This window comes from Janthinobacterium sp. C22 (assembly GCF_057919405.1).
The window spans coordinates 3,749,685-3,766,030 of sequence record NZ_CP193659.1 but is presented as its reverse complement, the minus strand read 5'-3'; the positions used below and the strand labels follow the sequence as shown (position 1 = coordinate 3,766,030).

Here is a 16,346-nt window from a genome sequence, read left to right as displayed (position 1 = left end):
GCCCTGCTCCATTGCGCGTGCGCGTGACAGGAATTTCCCGAATCGTTGACTTGAGCGCTATCACAGGAGCGGAATATATTGACGGCCAGTGACAATGGGTGACTTTTTTGGCAATTTTTCTCTGTATCTTTCCCCGTAGCTGCCGCCAGATATGCCACCAGGATTGCCAACCTTTCAGGGGAAAACTTGATGAATAGCACGGAACAGTATTCGATCCACCCATCCATCGGCATTGCCCGCGTGGGCAACAGCCATGATTCGTTTTACCTGGCGCCGGAAACCATCGGCGGGCTGCCGGTCGAAGCGGACGACAACAACGATCCCGTGCTGGAGAATGGCAAGCCGGTCCACGTTGCCCAGTTCAAGGATGCGGCCGGCCGCGTGCGGCGCCAGGCAGCCAGTTTCCGCATTTACAAGTCCGTGGCGGGACGTCCCGGTGAAAAAGTCCTGGTCGACCTGCAAGACCCGAGCATTGCCAAGATCGAGTGGACTGTGCACGTGGCCAACAAGAAGGCGGCCTGGTGGAACTTCATTCCCCTGCTGGGCGACTTGATGTTTGGCCCGTACAACAGCTATGAAACCTGGGAAGATACGCCGCCCGCCTGGAAGCTGACGCCCACGTCCTGGACCAATCTGCGCAACGGCGACGTCACGGACCCGGCGGCACGGCAAAAACTGATCGTCGACCCGGGACCGCGCACGCTCGACACGCCGCTGGGCAAGGCCCATTTCGACAAGGATGGCGCCGGTTCCTATGCGCACGTGTCCTTCCCCGATCCGCAGGCCATCACGCAAGGCTATCCGGTGCGCACCCTGGGCGAAATGCGCACGGATTCGCGCGGCAACCTGCTGGTGATCGGCGCCTATGGCCGCGCCGGAGGCTCCGAAAGCATCACGGGCTTCGGCGGCGGCGATACGTGGAATGACGACGTGGCCGACGGTCCCGTCAGCGCGACCATCCATTTCAAGGATGGCAGCCCCTCCGTGGAACTGAAAGCCTGGGTGGTCATCGGCTCGCCGAAGTTCGCGCCCGAACTGGTGAATATTTCCACCTGGGATGACGTCGTGGCCGACATGGCCATCAAATACAAGAACGCGCTGCCCGAGGCCTACGACGCGGCCCGCTGGAGCGGCAGCGATGGCTGGAATCCCGACTATGTCGTCAATTACGCGCAGGATATCCAGCCATTCCTCGCCAGGATAGGCGATTACCAGTGGGTGGCGACGGTGCCGTCGATGACGGCCTTCATCCGCCCCGCCTTCGACGTGGCCGATGCGTCGGAAGCGAACCGGCCCCAGCGGGAAAAATTCCTCAGCTATTTCAGGAAACCGTCGGCCATCCGGCCCGGCACCAAGGAACAGGTGCCGGGTTTTACCGGCGGCCAGGGCGGACAATTGTTCAGCGCCGCCACCACGGACAATCCCGGCGCGGGCATCCCCCTCGTGCCCTTGAACTCAGGCAGCAATTCCGTGCGCAACAACGTCATCAGCAAGTTTTCCGTGCTGACGGATACGCAATACTTTGCCTTGCAGCAATGGGCCGCCGGCAAATTCGCCCCCGACGCGCCGGGTCTGGCCTTGCCGGGCATCGATCCGCTCGACCACGCGACCATCGGCAATTGCGTCGGCGAACCCATGTGCCCCGGCATCGAAGTGACGTGGAGCGTGCGCAACCCCATCATCTATGAAAAACCGTACGCCATCCTGCACCGCGTGGACGCCGACTATGCGAAAAACGGCCTGTCGCCGGGCCGCGACGAGTGCGAACCGCTGGACTGGAACGATCCGACCGTCGGCACCGGCTGCGAACCGGGCGACCTGACCAAGCGCATGGCCATCCCGTGGCAGGCCGATTTCTATGACTGCTCCGTGCAGATGATCAACTTCGACAATCCGGACATCGTCAAGAATCCCGATTCGCTCATTCCCGTGCCGCCCACCTACTACGCCTACTGGTGGCCGCCGCAAAGCCCTTGGAACGTCATCAATGGCGCCACCACCAAGGAAGAACAGGCGCTCGCCGGCGTGCCGGCCGGCATGCAGGTGATGTACAGCCGCGGCATGAACAGTTTTTCGCAGATGATCAGCTCCTGGCACTACCTGGGGTTCATCGTGAACCAGAACGAGGATGCCGAATCGCGCCGCCAGTACCCGTACTTTGTGGAAAAAGAGCGCAATCACGCGAAATTCGTGGCGGCCAGCGTGGGTGTCGGCAATGCCAGCAGTTTCGTCACGGGCGACGACGCCAACTACCTGCCCGCGTGGTTCCTCAAGGACGAGGATCCGCAGACGGCGCCCGAGAAGGCATCGCAGCTGTTTGCCAGCGGCGGCGCGCCAGTGGCCCTGCATGACACGCCGAAGAAAATCTTGCCGGCCAACCGGCGCCGGTTTTCCCATTGAGCATGTTGATGAGTTTGCAGTCATCGCGCGATTACGACGTCGTCATTGTCGGCGGCGGTGCCGCCGGCACGGCCGCCGCCCTGACCCTGGCCCGCTACACGGGCTTGCGCATCGCCTTGCTGGAAAAACAGCTGTTCGACGATTACCGGGCGGGCGAAACGGTCTCGTCGTCGATCTTTTCGATGCTGGACTTTCTGGGCGTGGGCCGCGACTTGCTGGATGGCGCCCAGCTGCCCGCGTTTTCCCACGCGGCCGCGTGGGGCAGCGCGGAACTGATGTCGCGCGACGCCGTCTTCAGCAGCCATGGCCACGGCTTGCACCTGGATCGCCGGCAGTACGACGCCATCCTGCTGGAGCAGGCGCGCCAGGCGGGCGTCGAGCTGTTGCGCCCCGCGCAACTGGTGCAACTGGAACACGGCGACCCATGGCGCTTGCGCGTGGCGGCCGGCGGCCAGGAAGCGGACCTGACGGCCCGCTACCTGATCGACTGCAGCGGCAAGCAGGCGGCCATCGTGCGCCAGCGCAATCGCCCCCTCCACACGGAAGATTCGCTGGTGGCGCTGTACGCCTATTATCAGTTGCAAGAACCGCAATTCCTGCCGCACCGCACCCTGGTGGAAACGACGGAAAACGGCTGGTATTACGCGGCGCCCCTGCCCGGCGACCGCGTGGCGCTGGCCTTCATCACGGATGCCGACATCCTCAAGCGCCTGCGGCTGAAGGAGGAGGCGCCCTGGCGCGACGCCGGCATGCGCACGCAGCACGTGCGCGATATCGTGCCGCGCCTGCCCGCGCCGCGCGCCCTGCGCCACTACGCCATCCACAGCCGGGTGGCCTCGCTGCCGGCGGACGAGAACTGGACGGCGGCGGGCGACGCGGCCGCCTGCTTCGATCCGATCTCTTCGCTGGGCATCGGCCAGGCCATGGCCTCGGGCATCCATGCGGCGCGGGTGGCGGAAGCCTACCTGGCGGGCGAGCGCGACATGGCGGCCGGCTACCGGCGCAGCGTCTTCGCCTCGTTCGAAACCTATCTGCGGATGCGGCGCGGCTTCTACGGGGCCGAGCAGCGCTGGCAGGAGGCGCCATTCTGGCAGCGCCGGGCCGCGTCCTGATGCCGCTGGCGGAAAAGTGAGCCAAATCAAGAGAGCGCATGCCCACAGCCCGTTTCCCGGCGAATTTCAGCCCGATCTTGCCAACCGCACTATAATGTCGGCATCGCGTGCGGCAGCAATGGCGGCGATAGACGGTAACAATTTCGTGTGGAGGCCAGTACAATAGCGTCTGGGCCTACACAGGGTTTCACTTTTGCCAGCAGTTGCCAGCAACTAACCATTTTTTTGACCAGCCAACAAATACTATGAGTTCGATGAATGAAGAGCGCGTTTTAAGCGTGCACCACTGGACGGATACCCTGTTCTCCTTTACCACCACGCGCGACCCGTCGCTGCGTTTCTCGAATGGCCACTTCACCATGATCGGCCTGCGCGTCGATGGTAAGCCATTGCTGCGCGCCTACAGTATCGCCAGCGCCAATTACGAAGACCACCTGGAATTCTTCAGCATCAAGGTGCCGGGCGGCCCCCTGACGTCGCGTTTGCAGCACTTGCAAGTGGGCGACACCGTCATCGTCGGCCGCAAGCCGACCGGCACCCTGGTCTCCGACTACCTGCTGCCAGGCAAGCGCCTGTACATGCTGTCGACGGGCACGGGCCTGGCCCCTTTCCTCAGCATCGTGCGCGATCCGGACATCTACGAGCGTTTCGACGAATTGATCCTCGTGCACGGCGTGCGCCAGGTCGACGAGCTGGCTTACCACGACTTGCTGGAAGAACACCTGCCGAAGCATGAGTTCCTGGGCGAAATGGTCAGCGACAAGCTGCGCTACTACCCGACCGTGACGCGCGAAGACTTCCGCAACATGGGCCGCATCACGGAACTGATCGAGAACGGCAAGCTGGCCGAAGACCTGGGCGTGCCGGCGCTGAACCCTGCCGAAGACCGCGTGATGATCTGCGGCAGCTCGGACATGCTGCGCGACCTGAAAGAAATGCTGGAAGCGCGTGGCTTCAAGGAAGGCAATACCTCGACGCCTGGCGACTTCGTTGTCGAGCGCGCATTCGCCGAGAAGTAATCCAGAGCACATCCGCAGCAAATTCAGGGGCCCGGCCCCGCCGCTTCCCGCGGCGGCGCCGGGCCTTCTTCATTGGCGGCCGCGCTGGTACTGCAAGCCATTCATGAAGCGCTGCACGGGCTGAAAGGCGCCGCTGAGGATATCGTCGTGCGCGGCGTAATAGCGCGTTTCGATCTTCAGCAGGCCCAGCACGGTCGCATCGAGCTTGTCCGTCTGATACGGCCGGCTTTCCAGCGCGGCGCGCGCGGCCGTCGACTGCGGCGCTTGCTGGTTATCCCAGATCAACATGGGAATTTCATAGCCGCTCTTGTCCGATGCGGAATGGCCCGCGTGATTGCGGCTGTAGCCCACTTCCTGCCCATGGTCGGAGACGAACAGCAGCGAGGCGGCGCGATCGGTCTTGGCTTGCTCCGCCATGCCGATCAGGGTGCCCAGCACGTAATCGCCGTAGCGGATGGCGTTGTCGTACTCGTCGCGCTGGTTGCGTATCCAGCTGGACCTGCCCTGGCTGGCCATCTGCGCGCTGACGGCGTCATGCGCCTGGTCGAAATGGGCGAAGCGGCGGGGATAGCGCATGTCATAGCTGGGATGCGCGCCCAGCAAGTGCACGACGATGAGCTTTTTCGGCGCCGCGTCGCGCAGCGCATGGGCGAACGGCTGGAACAGGTTGCCGTCAAAATTGTTTTCGCCGCGGCCAGTGCCGTAGTTGATGAAATCGCTTTCGTCGGCCTCGCCCGCCAGCAGCCCGATCCAGCCATCGTTGCGCGTCTGGTTCGAGACCCAGAACGTCTTGTAGCCGGCCGCTTCGGCCAGCATCAGCAGATTCGGCTTGGCCATCCACGCATCGGGGTTGCCGATATCGGCCGGCGTCAGCATCGTCATCATCGATTCCACCGTGCTGGCGGCCGGCGAAATGACGTCGTTGAAGACCAGCAGCTTAGCCCGCATGGCGTCGAGCCGGGGCGTGGTGGCGCGCGGATAACCGTACAGCGACATTGAGGCGCGGTTGGTGCTTTCGCCGATCACGAGGATGACGGTGCGGGCGTCCTCGCCCGCATAGTGCACGTTCCAGTCGCGCGGCGCGGCCATGGCCGCCGTCAGCGCATGCTGCATCGCTTTCATCGCGTCCAGCTGCGCACTGTACTGCTGGTAGCGCAGGGCCAGAACAAGGCCGGATTTTCGCGCCGCATGGTGGTGTTGACGTGCAGCAGCACGAGAAACACGGCCATGCCGGCGGCAAAGGCTTTGTGCGGCAGGCCCGGCGCGCTGCTGGCGCGCGCGCCCTGCCAGCGCTGCAGCTGGCGGTCGGCCAGCAGCACGGCCGCCGTCACGAGCACAAACCAGCCGGCCGCTTGCGCCAGGGCGACGCTGTTGTGCAGAAAAAATTCTCCCGTTTCCGCTTGATCTGTCGCAAACATGGCCTGTAAAACGGCATTGGGATTGGGCCGCATGCCAAAATAGCCACGCAAAAACCCCTTGATGGCGGCATCGAGGTAAAACACGGGCACGACGACGCGCAGCAGCACGGTGACCGCGCTGGCGCCGGCATTGCCGCGCCAAGCCTGCAGCACGCCGCCCACGCCCAGCAGAAAGGCCGCCAGCAAGACGCTCAATTTCAGGCATTCGTTCGCGCTTAACTGATCGAAGAGGAAAAACAGCAACAGGCCAGCAATGCTGAGCAGGACACGGCAAAACAGAATCAGCATGGAAGCGATGGGTAACAGGTATTCAAGGGGAGGCGGGCCAGCGATTGTAGCGCAGTCTATTGCAACTTGTATCATTATTTCCTGCGCGCTTATGATGCAGGCGCGCTCCTGACAGAAATTGTCAGTGCTTTTCATTATGCTTTCGTCACGAGCAGGCCAGCCAGCCTGTATTCATATTGATATCTCCACCTGCGACAGGACTTTTTCATGACACGTGCCATCACCATACTGACCGAGAATTTTGCCGATTGGGAAACCGCCCTGATCAACTCCACGGCGCGTCTGTACTACGGCTTCTACACGCAGTTCGCCACGCCGGGCGGCTTGCCCGTCACCTCGTCCGGCGGCATGCTGGTCACGCCGCAACTGGCGCTGGAAGCCATTTCGCTCGAGGAACTCGACTTGCTGATGGTGTGCGGCGGCAGCCACTGGCAAAGCGGCAAGGCGCCCGATCTGGGTCCGTTGCTGCGCGCCGCGCGCGACAAGGGCGTGGTGCTGGCCGGCATTTGCGACGGCACGCGCGTGCTGGCGCAGGCGGGCGTGCTCGACACCGTGCGCCATACGTCCAACGGCGCCGCCAACCTGATGGACACCGGCTATGCGGGCGCCGCCCTGTACCAGGACGTGCCGTGGGCCGTGGCCGACCAGCGCATCGTCACGGCACCGGGCACGGCGCCCGTCAGTTTTACGCGGGAAGTGCTGCGCAGCCTGGGCATCGCCGACGACAACCTGACGGCTTACCTGGCCATGCACGGGTCCGAGCACGGCCAGGCCGCTGCGGCGCGCTAATCGGCGGCCAGCACGCGCAGGCGCGCCACGGCGTGCGTGTTGCCCGGATCCAGCTCCAGCGAACGGCGGTAATGCGTGACGGCCAGCGCCGGCGCGCCATCGGCCTCGTACGCTTCGGCCAGGCTGTCGTGGCCATTCGCCCCTTGCGGATACAGTTGCACGCCCAGCTGGAAGACGGCGACCGCCTGTTTCGGCTGCTGCCGGCCCAGCAGGCGGTAGCCCCAGGCATTCAGGTCGTCTTCGGCGGGTTCAGGCAATCCATGCTGGCGCCGGATGGCGGCCAGTTTCTGTTCCAGCCCGTCAAAGCCGGTACTGGCCGCCTTGTTGCGCAATAAATGCGCGGCATACGCGCCGCCGCGCTGCTGGCGCAGGGCGGGAAGGTAAAAGCCGGCGACGGTGTCGATCAGCTGCTCCGGCTGGCCGCCAGCCAGGTTGCTGAGGATAATGACGGCCAGGCCATCGTCGGGATACACATAGAAGGCCGAGCGGCCACCGCCGATGCCGGCCACGGCGCGGTGCGCAGCGCGACCGATGCTGGGCCAGCCCAGCGCCCACGGCGCCGGCTTGCCGTCGTTCAAGCTGGTCGGCTGCCACAGCCGTTCCACACTGGCGGGCGCCAGCAAGCGCCCCGATTGCAGCGCGATGAGCCAGTTGGCCAGTTCGCCCGCATTGCTGTTGATGCCAGCGCCGGCGCGCATGAAGACGGGAAAGTCCTCGATCACGTTGCGGTAGCCGTTGCCGCCCCGGTCCAGCACGTAGGAACTGGCCTTGCCCACGACCACGTCCTTCGCATCGCCAAAACCGCTGTGCGGCATGCCCGCCACGCCGAACTGCCGGCGCTGGATGAAGCTGGTAAAGGGCTGGCCGCCCTGCTGCTCGATCAATTGCGCCAGCAACACGTAATTGGTCTGGTTGTAGCGGTAGCGCTGGCCAGGCGGCGCTTCCACGGGCAGCGCCTGCACGGCCGTCCACGCCGCAGCGGCGTCGTCCGGCTGCGCCCCCACCAGCTTGCCGCTGCGCTGGTCCAGCACGTCGGGCAAGCCGGAGGTATGGTTGAGCAATTGCGTCACCGTCACGGCTTGCCAGGCTACAGGCAGCCCCGTCAGGTACCGGCCGATGGGCGCGGCCAGGTCGACCTTGCCCTCTTGCACCAGCTGCATCACGGCCACGCCCGCAAACGCCTTGGTGGCCGAGTTGATGGAAAACAGGCTGGCGTCCGTCACCGGCACCTGGTATTGCAGGCTGGCCAGGCCGAAATTGCGCTTCAGCACGACCTTGCCGTGCTGGATCACGGCTAGTTGCAGCCCAGGAATCTGGCGCTCCCGCATTTCGCTGCGCACAAAGGCGGCGATGTCCTGTTCCGCGCGCGATGCCTGGGATGGGCTGGCGGGGGCGGCAGTGGCGAGCGAGGTGACGGGAGCTGCCACGGCGGCAAGCGCCATGACGAGCAGGACGGACGGGAGACGTGGCTTCAAGATGCGGCTTTCGACGAGAGAAAACGGAACCGCAGCATCCCATACCTATTTATTAACGTCAACGACAATCTTGCCTGTAAGAAAGTTACTCTTCCAGCCACACGTCCTCGTAGCCTTCGCGGTCGAGGATGAACTTGGCGCCGCTGGGCAAGGCCAGGTAATCGACCACCTGCGGCAGCATCTCGTGCAGGTGCTCCGCATGCAGGGCCTGGTAAAAGCCGCTGGCGTCATCGTGTTCGCCGCAGTGGATGAACCAGCTGATGGTGCCGTTTTCCGGCAGCACGATGCGCGTGCCGTAGATGGGCGACTGCGCCAGACTGCCGATGGCCAGGGCCACCATGGGCTCGGGCGCCTGCGCCGGCAAGCCGAATTTGTCGCAGATGCGTTGCTGTGTTTCGCTGATCAGTTCAGTCATGGTGCTCTCAGGATCCGATGTATCGGTAATGCAGGCGCAGCGCGCCATCGTGGCCGGACATTTCCAGGTGCAAGATCGCTTCGCCCGGCTTGCCGTCGGCCAGCAGCAGGCATTCCAGGCCCAGCGGGCCGGCGTCGGTGGCATACACGTCGACGCCGGGACGGCCGCCCTTGCCCGGCACAAACGCTTGCGCGAGCGGCGCCAGGGACAGGGCCGCTGCCCGCGCAAAATAACTGTCGAGCATGTCGACGATCTCCGCGGCCACGGCCGGCGACAGGCCCCAGTCGCGTTGCAGCGCAACAGGATCGCGCCGATCGAGCGTTTGCACGAAGGCCGCGGCCTGCGCGTATGCCAGCTGCCGCAGGCTGTCGGTAACCGCCATTTCCATAGAGTGACTCCTGCCTTATCCATTCAACAGGCGCCATTATAGTGCCTCGCCGCGGCCATGGTCGATCCGTTTCGCATTCATAATCAAACGGCCCACCCCTTATTTAAAGCGTCATTTTATTATCTACCGCACCGCAATAATATAAATGAACCGCGTGATATTTGGTGAGTATCCTGGAAATATAATCGCGAATACGATTCAATTCGAGTTGACGCCTATTTATTCCGGCGCTAATATCGAATGGCCATATACCATGGCATACAGCGCAAGCAGTACTTAACCATCACAAGAGGATAGTACAATGCAAAACCAAACCAAATTGTTCGCGTTCAAGCTGGCTGAGAAACAGGTAGAAAAACAAGCGGCGCCCGCCACCGTCTGGAAAGTGCGCGACGGCGTCGCCGTTGCCGGCTGCACCGCGGTCGGCACCAATGATCAATATCGCGACTCTTCGCGCCTCAAGCCGAACGACAGCGGCCAGTATTGCTGATTCCCGGCACGCCATAACCCCGCCGGGCGCGGGGCTTGCCTATATTCTCCCATATTCAAACTGGCGCCGTGCGGCGCGGCTTTTCCGCGCGCGATGAATATATCAACGCCTTTCAATTGGAGATTCCATTTTTTAAAAGTAGCTATCGGCAAAAATCGAAACACCACCATTAATAGAGGATCTCATGCACGATAAAAAAGAAACCAAGCTGTTTGCTTTCAAACTGGCGGAAAAGGAGGCAGGCAAGGAAGTCAGGCAACCATGGCAGGTGCGCGATGGCGTAGCCGTGGCCGGCTGCACGTATTACGGCGATCCGGAAGATTACAATCTGCGCGACAGTTCGCGCTTTGCGCCCAACGATACGGGCGTGTATTGCTGATACCGTAGCCAACTGAAGGCCTTGCCACGGCAAGGCCTTTTATTTTCCTTCGCCGCAGGCCCCTGAATGCATAAAAAGGTATTGATTATCAGCCATAGCGGCGATTTGCATGCCGACCTGGTTTCCCGTATCCTGGCCGCCCGCGGCCATGCCCCCTTCCGTATCGACCTCGATGCCTTCCCCCGCGATTACCAGCTGTGCCAGCGCCTGCTGGGCGGCCAGGCCAGCGCGCGCCTGCGCCGCCTGCCCGACGGCGACTGGCTGGACCTGCGGCAAGTGGGCGCCGTCTGGCTGCGCAAGCCGGCCGACTATGCCTACGCCAGCGCCGACCTGACGCCGCAGGAGCGCGCCTACGCCCTGCTGGAAACGGAGCAAGCCATCTTCAGCGTGCTGTACGGACTCGATTGCTACTGGCTCAGCCATCCTCTCGCCCTGCGCGGCGCGCAATGGAAGGGCGAACAGCTGGAAAGGGCCGCGCGCATGGGTTTTCGCGTGCCCGCCACCGTGATCAGCAACGTGCCCGACGACGTGCGCGCTTTCCGCGCCGCCGTTGGCGGGCCCATCATTTTCAAGAGCATGTCCACGCCCACCCTGGCGGCCGAAACCGTCGAGGATGCAGACAGGGTCAGCGCGGGCATCGGCACCACCGTCGTCGACGACGCCATGCTCGACAGCCTGGACGCCGTCGGCGAACTGAGCTGCCAGTTCCAGGAATATATCGCCAAGCAATACGAACTGCGCATCACCGTGATAGGCCAGAAACTGTTTGCCGCCCGCCTGTATTCCCAGGACGATGCGCGCACGGCCATCGATTCGCGCGACATGTCGGCGCCCATCCGCTATGAGGCGACCACCTTGCCGGACGAGATACACCAGCGCTGCCTCGCTTTCGTGCACAGCTATGGTCTCGAGTACGGCGCGCTGGACCTGATCGTCACGCCCGAGGGCGAGTATGTTTTCCTGGAAAACAATCCTGTCGGGCAATTTTTATATGTGCAACAACTGCTGCCCGACCTGCCCCTGCTGGAAAGCGTGGCCGATACCCTGATCGAAGGAGCCGTATGCCACAGCCAGACCTGACCCTGCTGCCGGCGCAGCTGTGCGCACTGGAGCAGGCGCGCGACAGCCGCGCCATCGTCCTGGCCGCCTCGCACTTGGACATGGAACTGCTGCCCGCCCTGTACCAGCTGTGCCAGGGCATCGGCCCCGTGGCGCGCCTCGACGTGGTGCTGCACGGACGGGGCGGCATCGTCAACGCGGCACGCCGCATCGCCCTGCTGCTGCGCCAGCATGCGCGCCACCTGAGCTTTATCGTCCCCTTCCACTGCCAGTCGGCCGCCACCCTGCTGGCCCTGGGCGCCGACGAAATCATCGCCGGCGACCTGGCCCTGTTCTCGCCCATCGACCCGCAGCTCGACGGCGTGGACGGCGGCTCAATGTCCAGCCTGGACATCAAGGTCTTCGGCGACATGGCGCAGCAGTGGTTCGGCGTCGATGCCGGCGAAGCGCGCCAGCAATCCTTGTCCCTGCTGTGCGGCAGCATCTTTCCCCGTCCCTGACGGCCTTTTACCGCACCACGCTGGAACTGGCGCAGATCGGCGAGGAATTGCTGGCGTGGCAATTGCCCGATGCCACGCCAGAGGCGCGGCGCGCCATCGTCGCGCAACTGGTGACCGGATACCACTCGCACAACTATGCCCTGACGCGCGAAGAGCTGGCCCAGCTGGGGCTGAACATGGCGCGCGATGCCCAGGCTGAACGGCTGGGCTGGGCCATCTCGGTCCAGTTGCAGGCGAGCATAGGCGGCGCCCTGCGCAGCGCGCCCGACGAGGCGTGGAACGATGCGCTGCTGGCCTCGCGCGACGGCGTGCAGCTGCGGCGCCAGCGTCCGGGCGGCTTCGCGCCCCTGTGGACTACGCAAGCGCAGCCGCCATGCTGACGGCATTGCTATCTGATACTGCGCGCTGCTGCATCGCCTTGCTGCTGCTGGCGGCCGGGGTGGGCAAGCTGCGCAGCTATGCTGCCTTCCGCGGCAACCTGGCCACCTCGTTCGGCCTGCCGCCCGCCTCCGCTGCCTGGGCCGCGCCAGCACTGGTCACGGCCGAACTGCTGCTGGCGGGCTGGATACTGGCCGGCGGCACGCATCTGCCGATGCTGCTGTCGCTATTGCTGCTCAGTACCCTCACCGCCGTGCTGGCCTGGCGCTACTTCACGCACAGCGTGGTGCGCTGCAGCTGCTTCGGCGAAGCGGCGCGGCCCGTCTCGCAGTACGACCTGCTGCGCAACGTGCTGGCGGTCGGGATCAACGGCGCCTACTGTGCGCTGGCGCAGGAAGCGGCCTTGCCCGTGGCCACCACTGTATTGGCAGCCGGCCTGGCCGCCATCGCCTGCGTGGCCATCATTTCCCTGCACGACATCGCCACCCTGGCAAAGGCGGACTGATGGATGCCACCACATTGCAACTGGTGCTGGCGGCGCTGGCGTTCGCCATCGCCGGCAATATCTGGCTCAGCCTGGCCGTGCTGCGCGCCAGCCGCCGCGAAAGGCTGGCGCCCATGGCGCTGGAGCCGGGCCAGCCACTGCCTGCTGTGCAAGCCCGCGCGCTGGCCGGCGGCGCGCGTTTCCAGCCGGGTGCCCCCGGCCAGGCGGCCGTGCTGCTGTTCCTCGCCAGCCGCTGCCCGAAATGCGCGGAAAAGCTGGCCGGCATCGAACGGCTGCTGCCGCTGGCGCGGGATGCAGGCCTGGCCGTGTGGCTGCTCAGCGAGGAAGCGCCGCGCCGCCTGCGTGCCTTCCTGCCCGACGGCCCCTTGCGGGCGGCGGCGGCACGCGTCAGCCTGCGCGACTACCGGCGCCTGAATCCGCTGATGAGCTCTCCATCCTATCTTTTTGTCAACCATGAGGGCATGCTTGAGGCGAGCGGCCTGATCGGCGACGAAGACTGGCTGGCCCTGGCGCAGCAGCTGGAACAGGAAGCACGTCCCGAGGAGCAGGCGGCATGAATGCCGCTCCCCACCTGGAACGCCTGCGCCTGCTGTACCCCGTGCGCTGGCGCATCGCCGCCGGCCTGCTGTGCATGGCCCTCACCGTGGGCGCGCAGCTGGCCTTTCCGCAAGCCATCGCGTATTTCATCGACCACGTGGCGGAACTGACCCGGCGCGGCATCACGCCGGGCATGGCGGCCGCCATGCTGGCCTTCAGCGTGCTGTATGCGCTGGCCTCGGCCGCCCGCTTCTACCTGCTGCAGTCAAGCGGCCACATGGTCGTCATGGGCGTGCGCCGGCGCCTGTTCGACGTGGTGATCAACCAGCCCATCGCCTTCTTCGACAAGCACCATGGCGGCGAGCTGAACAGTCGGCTCACGTCCGACGTCTCGGCCCTGCACGAAAGCCTGACCATCGGCGCGGCCAATGCCCTGCGCTCGCTGTGCGTGTTTTTGGGCGGCATCGCCATGCTGCTGCAGCTGTCACCCATGCTGAGCCTGCCGCTGGCCCTGTTCATTCCCATCAGCCTGTATTTCGGCAAGTTGTCTGGCAGCAACTACCGGCTGCGTTCGCGGGCCATTTCCGCCAGCCTGGCCGCCAGCGGCAAGGTGGCGCAGGAATATTTTGCCCATGCGCGCCTGGTGCAGGCGTTCAACCAGCAAGGCGGCGCCATGGCCCGCTATGCGCAAGCCATGCGGCAACTGCTCGATGTGTCGCTGGCCGGCACGCGGCTGCTGGCCGTGTTCCAGGGCGCGCAGGGGCTGCTCGCCTTCCTGGCCCTGCTGACCACCCTGTGCTTCGGCGGCCATCTGATCGGCCAGGGCCAGCTGACGGTGGGCCAGCTGACGGCCTTCGTCATCTATGCCAGCATGGTGACGGACACGGCTGGCTCCATCAGCGAATTCTGGAACACCTGGATGCGCACCATGGGCTCGACCGACCGCATCTTCGAGATCCTGCGCAGCCACCGTCCCGTGCCCGAGGCGGCGCCGCAGCCGCCGCTGGCCGGCCATATCGCGCTGCGCGATGTGCGCTTTTCCTACCCGGAACGGATGCAGGCGACGGCCCTCGACGGCGTCAGCCTGTCCATCCGCGCCGGGGAAAAGATCGCGCTGGTGGGCGCCTCGGGCGCGGGCAAGTCCACCATCGCCAGCCTGGTGCTGGGCCACTATCAGCCAGGGGCCGGCAGCCTGCTGTTCGACGGCATCGATGCGCGCGTGCTGGGCCTGGCGCAGCTGCGGCGCCAGATGGCCGTGGTGGAGCAGGAACCGGCCCTGTTTTCCGGCAGCATCGCGGACAATATCGCCTTTGCCGTGCCGGACCGCCAGGTGACGCGCGACGAAATGCTGGCGGCGGCGCGCCTGGCGCACGCGCACGACTTCATCGAGGCGTTTCCGGATGGCTACGACACCGTGGTGGGCGAACGGGGCGTGCAATTGTCCGGCGGACAGAAGCAGCGCATCGCGATTGCCCGCGCCATCCTGCGCGCGCCGAAAATCCTGATTCTGGACGAAGCCACCAGCGCGCTCGACGCGGCCAGCGAACAGCTGGTGCAGCGGGCGCTCGATACCCTGATGCAAGGGCGCACCACCATCATCATCGCCCACCGCTTTTCCACCATCGTCAAGGCCGACCGCATCATCGTCATGGACAAGGGCCGGATTTGCCAGCAAGGCACGCACGCCCAGCTGCTGCGCGCGGGCGGCCAGTATGCGCGGCTGATGCAGCAGCAGCTGTCGCAATTCCAGCAGTTGCATGACAGCACGGCCACGCTGTAGAGTGGGCACGATGAAAAAACCTACCGTGGCAGCTGCCACTGCGGCACCGTGCGCTTCGCGGCCGAGATCGACCTGGCGGCCCCCAGCCTGCGCTGCAACTGTTCCTATTGCCTGAAGATCCGCTGCTGGGCCAGCCAGGTACCGCCCGCTGACTTCCGCTTGCTGGCCGGCGAGGAGGCCTTGAGCGAATACCGCTTCGGCGCCGGCCGCGAACGCCACTATTTTTGCCGCCACTGCGGGGTGCGCCCGTTTGGCCGCGGCGATTCGCCCCGCAGCGGCCCGTTTGTCGGCATCGGCGTGAACTGCCTCGACGATGCGGCGGTGGCCGAACTGGCCCGGGCGCCCGTCACCTTTGTCGATGGCTGGCATGACGACTGGGACACGCCGCCGCAGGAAACGCGGCATCTGTAATCATGAAATTAAGAAATGGTTGTCAGCTACCACGGAGTTTTCCTACGTGGCGGCAAGGAGTGTCCCTATGGTTAAGCCCGACGCGGGCGGCGAGAATCGTCGCAACGGTGCCGCACGGCGCCGGAGCGCAGGCAGGAGCATCCGCCCCAATGTCGGACCGGATGATGACGCAGACTAACCATAGGGGAATGACCATGACTTCGAACAGCAACGACAAATCCGGCAGCCAATCGGACAAACAACAATCGGGCAGCCAACAGTCGGACAAACAGTCCGGCAGCCGCCAATCGTCGGGCGGCACCCAGGGCGGCACGCACGAGCAGCATGTGGAAGCGGGCCGCCAAAGCCACAAGAATGACGGCGACAGGCAATCGGGTTCGCAGCAGTCGGGCCAGCAATCGGGCCAAGGCAGGAGCGGCAGCGGCAGCGAACAATCGGGTTCCGGCTCCGGTTCTCGGGGCGGCACGCACGAGCAGCACGTGGAAGCGGGACGTCAAAGCCACAAGAATGACGACAAATCCTGATTCCCGGGCAGTGTGATTGCCGGCAAGTCAGCCGGTCATCCGTAGCAGCATGGACCGGTGCGGCGTGGCCGTGCCGCTCCATGGGTGTGCTACGGCCGCCCCGCTATTTTCCACCCGCCCACACAGATGGCGCGCGAAAGGCCGTTGTCTGGATCGGCATTCTGGGCGATAATTACGCCCATGAACGATACCACTACCTTACCCCCATTGCCCGATCGCCTGTCGATCGACCCGAGCAGCCCTTACCACGTTGCAGCCGTGTTCGAGAACGACGTCGGCATCCGCTTCAACGACAAGGAACGTCTTGACGTGGAAGAATATTGCATCAGCGAACGCTGGATCAAGGTCGCATCCACCAAGTCCCTCGACCGCCGCGGCCGTCCGCTGCAGATCAAGCTGAAAGGCAAAGTTGAAGCGTTTTACCGCTAAGCGCAGCTGTTCGCTCCCATCGAGGCCGATTTTCATCGGCCTTTTTTGCG

General features: G+C 64.4%; 19 protein-coding genes and 1 pseudogene. 15 read left to right on the top strand and 5 right to left on the bottom strand.

From position 1 onward, the window contains the following. Positions 1 to 189: 189 nt before the first annotated feature. From lodA to ACRHIG_RS17655, 3 genes are all read left to right on the top strand, one after another. Positions 190 to 2,400, top strand: coding sequence for a CTQ-dependent lysine 6-oxidase LodA (gene lodA / locus ACRHIG_RS17665; protein WP_489627282.1), 2,211 nt, complete (start codon positions 190 to 192; stop codon positions 2,398 to 2,400). Positions 2,401 to 2,408: 8 nt separating this feature from the next. Next, a complete protein-coding gene (locus tag ACRHIG_RS17660; protein WP_489627281.1) occupies positions 2,409 to 3,512 on the top strand; it encodes a tryptophan 7-halogenase in 1,104 nt (367 codons plus the stop codon). Between the two features lie 245 nt (positions 3,513 to 3,757). Then, the gene (locus ACRHIG_RS17655; protein ID WP_035818959.1) at positions 3,758 to 4,531 is read left to right on the top strand and encodes a ferredoxin--NADP reductase; all 774 of its coding nucleotides are present in this window, start codon (positions 3,758 to 3,760) and stop codon (positions 4,529 to 4,531) included. 69 nt (positions 4,532 to 4,600) lie between these two features. Here the strand turns inward: ACRHIG_RS17655 and ACRHIG_RS17650 are convergent, their stop codons facing one another. Further along, on the bottom strand, positions 4,601 to 5,653 hold the full coding sequence (locus ACRHIG_RS17650; RefSeq protein ID WP_489627280.1) for a phosphoethanolamine transferase: 1,053 nt from the start codon (positions 5,651 to 5,653) through the stop codon (positions 4,601 to 4,603). After that, positions 5,650 to 6,237 carry a hypothetical protein gene (locus ACRHIG_RS17645; RefSeq protein ID WP_489627279.1) on the bottom strand — a complete coding sequence of 196 codons (588 nt, stop codon included), beginning with the start codon at positions 6,235 to 6,237 and terminating at the stop codon, positions 5,650 to 5,652. The genes ACRHIG_RS17650 and ACRHIG_RS17645 overlap by 4 nt, the downstream gene beginning before the upstream one ends. Before the next feature lie 207 nt (positions 6,238 to 6,444). Here ACRHIG_RS17645 and ACRHIG_RS17640 point away from each other — a divergent pair, with 207 nt between their 5' ends. After that, the gene (locus tag ACRHIG_RS17640) at positions 6,445 to 7,026 is read left to right on the top strand and encodes a type 1 glutamine amidotransferase family protein (RefSeq protein WP_489627278.1); all 582 of its coding nucleotides are present in this window, start codon (positions 6,445 to 6,447) and stop codon (positions 7,024 to 7,026) included. Here ACRHIG_RS17640 and ACRHIG_RS17635 read toward each other — a convergent pair. The 3 genes from ACRHIG_RS17635 to ACRHIG_RS17625 form a co-directional block, all read right to left on the bottom strand. Further along, positions 7,023 to 8,501: a serine hydrolase domain-containing protein gene (locus tag ACRHIG_RS17635; RefSeq protein WP_489627277.1), complete on the bottom strand. Its 1,479-nt coding sequence runs from the start codon at positions 8,499 to 8,501 to the stop codon at positions 7,023 to 7,025. The two genes, ACRHIG_RS17640 and ACRHIG_RS17635, sit on opposite strands and share 4 nt — an antisense overlap. An 85-nt stretch (positions 8,502 to 8,586) precedes the next feature. Further along, on the bottom strand, positions 8,587 to 8,916 hold the full coding sequence (locus tag ACRHIG_RS17630; RefSeq protein ID WP_489627276.1) for an immunity protein Imm33 domain-containing protein: 330 nt from the start codon (positions 8,914 to 8,916) through the stop codon (positions 8,587 to 8,589). Positions 8,917 to 8,923: 7 nt separating this feature from the next. Continuing rightward, complete coding sequence (locus ACRHIG_RS17625) at positions 8,924 to 9,304, bottom strand: hypothetical protein (RefSeq protein ID WP_489627275.1); 381 nt, start codon at positions 9,302 to 9,304, stop codon at positions 8,924 to 8,926. A 301-nt stretch (positions 9,305 to 9,605) separates the two neighbouring features. Here ACRHIG_RS17625 and ACRHIG_RS17620 point away from each other — a divergent pair, with 301 nt between their 5' ends. The 11 genes and pseudogenes from ACRHIG_RS17620 (at position 9,606) to ACRHIG_RS17570 (ending at position 16,296) form a co-directional block, all read left to right on the top strand. Beyond that, complete coding sequence (locus ACRHIG_RS17620; protein WP_475413800.1) at positions 9,606 to 9,794, top strand: hypothetical protein; 189 nt, start codon at positions 9,606 to 9,608, stop codon at positions 9,792 to 9,794. A 184-nt stretch (positions 9,795 to 9,978) separates the two neighbouring features. Beyond that, entirely contained in the window at positions 9,979 to 10,173 is a 195-nt protein-coding gene (locus tag ACRHIG_RS17615; RefSeq protein WP_489627274.1) for a hypothetical protein, read from the top strand. A 66-nt stretch (positions 10,174 to 10,239) separates the two neighbouring features. After that, positions 10,240 to 11,253 carry an ATP-grasp domain-containing protein gene (locus ACRHIG_RS17610; RefSeq protein WP_489627273.1) on the top strand — a complete coding sequence of 338 codons (1,014 nt, stop codon included), beginning with the start codon at positions 10,240 to 10,242 and terminating at the stop codon, positions 11,251 to 11,253. Next, entirely contained in the window at positions 11,235 to 11,732 is a 498-nt protein-coding gene (locus tag ACRHIG_RS17605; RefSeq protein WP_489627272.1) for an SDH family Clp fold serine proteinase, read from the top strand. The genes ACRHIG_RS17610 and ACRHIG_RS17605 overlap by 19 nt, the downstream gene beginning before the upstream one ends. Further along, positions 11,705 to 12,112, top strand: a complete 408-nt coding sequence (locus ACRHIG_RS17600) for a hypothetical protein (protein WP_489627271.1) — start codon at positions 11,705 to 11,707, stop codon at positions 12,110 to 12,112. The genes ACRHIG_RS17605 and ACRHIG_RS17600 overlap by 28 nt, the downstream gene beginning before the upstream one ends. Before the next feature lie 5 nt (positions 12,113 to 12,117). Next, positions 12,118 to 12,615 carry a MauE/DoxX family redox-associated membrane protein gene (locus tag ACRHIG_RS17595; protein ID WP_489627270.1) on the top strand — a complete coding sequence of 166 codons (498 nt, stop codon included), beginning with the start codon at positions 12,118 to 12,120 and terminating at the stop codon, positions 12,613 to 12,615. Further along, complete coding sequence (locus ACRHIG_RS17590; protein WP_489627269.1) at positions 12,615 to 13,172, top strand: thioredoxin domain-containing protein; 558 nt, start codon at positions 12,615 to 12,617, stop codon at positions 13,170 to 13,172. Before ACRHIG_RS17595 ends, ACRHIG_RS17590 begins: the two co-directional genes overlap by 1 nt. Continuing rightward, positions 13,169 to 14,932 carry an ABC transporter ATP-binding protein gene (locus ACRHIG_RS17585; RefSeq protein ID WP_489627268.1) on the top strand — a complete coding sequence of 588 codons (1,764 nt, stop codon included), beginning with the start codon at positions 13,169 to 13,171 and terminating at the stop codon, positions 14,930 to 14,932. Before ACRHIG_RS17590 ends, ACRHIG_RS17585 begins: the two co-directional genes overlap by 4 nt. Positions 14,933 to 14,962: 30 nt before the next feature. Continuing rightward, a pseudogene (locus ACRHIG_RS17580) lies at positions 14,963 to 15,343 on the top strand (GFA family protein); the annotation flags it as partial. 194 nt (positions 15,344 to 15,537) lie between these two features. Further along, positions 15,538 to 15,867, top strand: a complete 330-nt coding sequence (locus tag ACRHIG_RS17575; RefSeq protein ID WP_489627267.1) for a hypothetical protein — start codon at positions 15,538 to 15,540, stop codon at positions 15,865 to 15,867. Positions 15,868 to 16,047: 180 nt separating this feature from the next. Then, a complete protein-coding gene (locus ACRHIG_RS17570) occupies positions 16,048 to 16,296 on the top strand; it encodes a DUF3297 family protein (RefSeq protein WP_010398340.1) in 249 nt (82 codons plus the stop codon). The last annotated feature ends 50 nt before the right edge of the window (positions 16,297 to 16,346 follow it).

Bases quoted from the DNA above. Each gene is read 5' to 3' on its own strand.
- ACRHIG_RS17615 (WP_489627274.1), top strand. From the start codon at position 9,979: ATGCACGATAAAAAAGAAACCAAGCTGTTTGCTTTCAAACTGGCGGAA.
- lodA (WP_489627282.1), top strand. From the start codon at position 190: ATGAATAGCACGGAACAGTATTCGATCCACCCATCCATCGGCATTGCC.
- ACRHIG_RS17625 (WP_489627275.1), bottom strand. From the start codon at position 9,304: ATGGAAATGGCGGTTACCGACAGCCTGCGGCAGCTGGCATACGCGCAG.
- ACRHIG_RS17630 (WP_489627276.1), bottom strand. From the start codon at position 8,916: ATGACTGAACTGATCAGCGAAACACAGCAACGCATCTGCGACAAATTC.
- ACRHIG_RS17605 (WP_489627272.1), top strand. From the start codon at position 11,235: ATGCCACAGCCAGACCTGACCCTGCTGCCGGCGCAGCTGTGCGCACTG.
- ACRHIG_RS17570 (WP_010398340.1), top strand. From the start codon at position 16,048: ATGAACGATACCACTACCTTACCCCCATTGCCCGATCGCCTGTCGATC.
- ACRHIG_RS17640 (WP_489627278.1), top strand. From the start codon at position 6,445: ATGACACGTGCCATCACCATACTGACCGAGAATTTTGCCGATTGGGAA.
- ACRHIG_RS17620 (WP_475413800.1), top strand. From the start codon at position 9,606: ATGCAAAACCAAACCAAATTGTTCGCGTTCAAGCTGGCTGAGAAACAG.
- ACRHIG_RS17660 (WP_489627281.1), top strand. From the start codon at position 2,409: ATGAGTTTGCAGTCATCGCGCGATTACGACGTCGTCATTGTCGGCGGC.
- ACRHIG_RS17650 (WP_489627280.1), bottom strand. From the start codon at position 5,653: ATGAAAGCGATGCAGCATGCGCTGACGGCGGCCATGGCCGCGCCGCGC.
- ACRHIG_RS17590 (WP_489627269.1), top strand. From the start codon at position 12,615: ATGGATGCCACCACATTGCAACTGGTGCTGGCGGCGCTGGCGTTCGCC.
- ACRHIG_RS17585 (WP_489627268.1), top strand. From the start codon at position 13,169: ATGAATGCCGCTCCCCACCTGGAACGCCTGCGCCTGCTGTACCCCGTG.
- ACRHIG_RS17655 (WP_035818959.1), top strand. From the start codon at position 3,758: ATGAGTTCGATGAATGAAGAGCGCGTTTTAAGCGTGCACCACTGGACG.
- ACRHIG_RS17610 (WP_489627273.1), top strand. From the start codon at position 10,240: ATGCATAAAAAGGTATTGATTATCAGCCATAGCGGCGATTTGCATGCC.
- ACRHIG_RS17645 (WP_489627279.1), bottom strand. From the start codon at position 6,237: ATGCTGATTCTGTTTTGCCGTGTCCTGCTCAGCATTGCTGGCCTGTTG.
- ACRHIG_RS17575 (WP_489627267.1), top strand. From the start codon at position 15,538: ATGACTTCGAACAGCAACGACAAATCCGGCAGCCAATCGGACAAACAA.